Source organism: Massilia sp. CT11-108 (assembly GCF_047302915.1).
In the GTDB taxonomy this organism is placed as follows: domain Bacteria; phylum Pseudomonadota; class Gammaproteobacteria; order Burkholderiales; family Burkholderiaceae_D; genus Telluria; species Telluria orientalis.
In genome coordinates, this window is the sequence record NZ_JBKYMO010000944.1 from 1 (window position 1) to 1,202 (window position 1,202).

A 1,202-nucleotide genomic window follows, 5' to 3' on the forward strand; every position below is an offset into this window, starting at 1 on the left:
TCGCGGAGCATTTCGCGCCCGAGCTGGCGCGGCTGGCCGACCTGGCGCGCGACGGCCTGCTGACCGTGACGCCGGACCGCATCACCGTCACGCCGAAGGGCCGCCTGCTGGTGCGGAACATCTGCATGGTGTTCGATGATTATTTCGGCAAGCCGGCCGCCGTGCCGTTGCAAAGGATGCAGTATTCGCGTACGGTGTAGCGTTGCCAGAGCGTCCAGACTGTATTCGCAGAGACACAGTTTCCGCAAATATGTGAACATTCCGTGCGGCAATGTTCTATATTCTCGACATAAGGCTTGATTCCTCTCAAGCTGATCGAGTTTTGCCAAACTGCCATGAATGCAGCCACCTTACATCTTCCCGCGCCCAGGATGGCGCCGACGCCGCCATGCCCGGAGGGCTATGTCGCGCTCGAATGGCTCGAACATGCGCCCGGTTTCGTCGCCTTCCTCGTCGGTCCCGACCTCGTGTTCGCCCATGCGAACGACGCGTACAAACAGCTGGTGGGGCGCAGCGACCTGATCGGCCTGCCGATGGGCGACGCACTGCCGGAAGTGGCGGAGCAGGGCGTCGCGGCACTGTTGAAAGCGGCGCTGACCACCGGCGAACCGGTCGTGCACCGTGCCTGGCCGGTCCAGCTGGCCGGTCCCGGCGGCGCGCTGCAGCTGCGCTACGTCGACTTCGTGGCGCAACCCGTGCCGCACAGCGCGGCGCAGGGCGGCGCCGGCCTGCTGATCCTGGGCAGCGACGTGACGATGGAGACGGTGTCCCAGCGCGACCTGCAATTCAGCCTGACGCACGACATGCTCACGGGCCTGCCGAACCACGCGCTGTTCCGCGACCGCCTCGAGCACGCGCTGCGCCGTGCCGCGCGATCTCGACCAGCATGCGCTCGCCGCCCGCGACGGTGCCGACAAATTCCTGTTGCTGCTGGAAGGGACGCAGCAACCGCAGTTGACGGCGCGCATCGACGAGATCATTCGTACCGTCGCGGCGCCGTTCGAACACGCCGAACACGCCGATCACAGCGTGTACGTGACCTGCTGCGTGGGCGGCGCCGCGTTCCCCCTGAGCGGAGGCACGGCGGAAGACCTGCTGCTGGCCGCCGACCGCGCCCTCGCGTGCGCGCAGGAAGCGGGTGCCGGCACCCAGCGCTGGGACGATACGCTGCCCGCCGACGGTGGCCTCGACCGGCTGCGGAT

1 protein-coding gene and 2 pseudogenes are annotated in these 1,202 nt (G+C 67.2%); all 3 read left to right on the forward strand.

Translation table 11 applies throughout. From position 1 onward, the window contains the following. A pseudogene (locus ACEN88_RS32215) lies at positions 1-200 on the forward strand (coproporphyrinogen III oxidase); the annotation flags it as partial. A gap of 171 nt (positions 201-371) precedes the next feature. Continuing rightward, positions 372-701: pseudogene (locus ACEN88_RS32220) on the forward strand (PAS domain-containing protein); the annotation flags it as partial. Positions 702-864: 163 nt separating this feature from the next. After that, on the forward strand, positions 865-1,202 hold a 338-nt coding region (locus ACEN88_RS32225), incomplete at its 3' end, for a diguanylate cyclase domain-containing protein (protein ID WP_413346284.1).